The 1,758-nt window shown below is 32.1% G+C and carries 1 protein-coding gene and 1 pseudogene; both read left to right on the top strand.

The window, feature by feature from the left end:
* Positions 1-205 precede the first annotated feature (205 nt).
* Positions 206-1,582, top strand: coding sequence for an MATE family efflux transporter (locus EZH24_RS11200; RefSeq protein WP_137999187.1), 1,377 nt, complete (start codon positions 206-208; stop codon positions 1,580-1,582).
* Between the two features lie 42 nt (positions 1,583-1,624).
* Positions 1,625-1,758: pseudogene (locus EZH24_RS15520) on the top strand (Rpn family recombination-promoting nuclease/putative transposase); the annotation flags it as partial.

The following is a 1,758-nucleotide window of genomic DNA, read 5'->3' as shown; positions in this document are numbered from 1 at the left end:
TAAAAGTCAATTTTTTTTAATGTATTTATATTCGGAGATTTTAGCTATAAAAACTTTATTCTTTATAAATCCTTTAAATTTTTTATTTATAATAAAAATGCATAATAAATAAAGTGAAAATATTATAATTGCATTTTCTATAATTAAAGTATAAAATATAGTTCGCTTTTTATTTTTTATTATTTTAATTTATAAGGATTTTTTGATGGATAATGATTCTAAAATGCTCGAACTTACAAGCGGAAATGTCAATAAAGGATTAATCAAATTGGTAGTTCCTATGATACTCGCCAATCTTTTGAATATCGCTTATAACATTGTCGACACCATTTGGATTGGGCAGATGGTTGGAAGTAGCGGACTCGGAGCAATCGCCGTTAGCTTTCCAATAATATTGATTTTGATGGCTATAGCTTCGGGAATTACGGTTGCGGGAAATATTTTAGTCGGACAGTATTTCGGAGCGAACGATAATAAATCGGTTTTGTATATTTCAAGAGTTACGACTACGATAAGCGTAATAACTTCAATAGCTTTGGCTTTAATCGGATATATATTTGCGCCTCCTTTGATGGGATTTTTAAAAGCGTCCGAAAGCATAATGGAATATTCGGTAAGTTATTTTAGAATAAGTATGATTGGTTTTCCTTTCATGTTTTATTATTTTTTAATAGCCGCTTTACTCAGAGGAATAGGAGATACCGTTCGTCCTTTAATATTTTTGGCTATAGCTTCGATATTGAATATAATATTAGACCCTTTAATGATAGCGGGAATAGGACCTTTTCCAAAAATGGGACTTGACGGAGCGGCTTACGCGACGGCTTTCTCTCAATTCGTTTCCGTTGTAGTTAGTATGATATATTTGAAAATGAAAGATAGCGTTGTTAGAGCGAATCCTTTAAGAATAGTTTTCGACTTAAAGATAACGAAACTAATGCTAAAAATAGGAATGCCTTTTGCCACAATGCAATTGATAGTTTCTATAAGTTGGCTTTTTTTAAATAGGTTAATAAACGGTTATGGAGAATCGGCTTCCGCTTCGATTGCGATTAATATGCGAATAGATTCTTTATCGTTTCTTCCGCTAATGGCTTTATCTGCGGCAATAGCGACTATGGTGGCTCAAAATATCGGCGCAAATAGAATGGATAGAATCAAAGCTATATATAAATCGGGATGCATAATGGGAATTGCCATTTCGTCTTTTATGGCTTTATTTTCAGTTTTGTTTCCAAGATTAATATTTAGAATGTTTACAAGCGATGACAGTATTTTTGAATATACTAGAAGTTATATGTATATCGTTATGCCTTCGATTATTTTTCTTTCGGTTATGTTCGCCACAAACGGAGTGATTAACGGAGCGGGAAAAACTTTTACTTTAATGCTTTTTAGTTTTATAGCTCTTATTATGGTGAGAGTTCCTTTGGCTTATTTTTTATCTCCAAAAATCGGCGTAGTGGGAATATGGACTTCAATGGCGATAGTCAATTTTATAAATATGAGTTTAAGTTTAAGTTATTATTTTTCTGACAGATGGAAGAAAAACGCGAATATGGCTTCACAGTCGGCGGTATAATTTAAATTTTGACAAATAATAATTTTTTGTTATAATATTCTTATGAATAAGAAACCATTTAATGCGCTTAACGATTTTTTCGTCAGGTATTTCTTCACCGATAAAGGAGGCGAAAAAGTTCTCCTCGACTTTATTAACGCTGTTATGATTAGCGCGGACATGAAAACTTTTAAAGG

The organism is Brachyspira catarrhinii, from assembly GCF_005518285.1.
GTDB classification, from domain to species: domain Bacteria; phylum Spirochaetota; class Brachyspiria; order Brachyspirales; family Brachyspiraceae; genus Brachyspira; species Brachyspira catarrhinii.
Note: the sequence above shows the minus strand (reverse complement) of the source record. Positions and strands in the feature narration are given on the sequence as shown.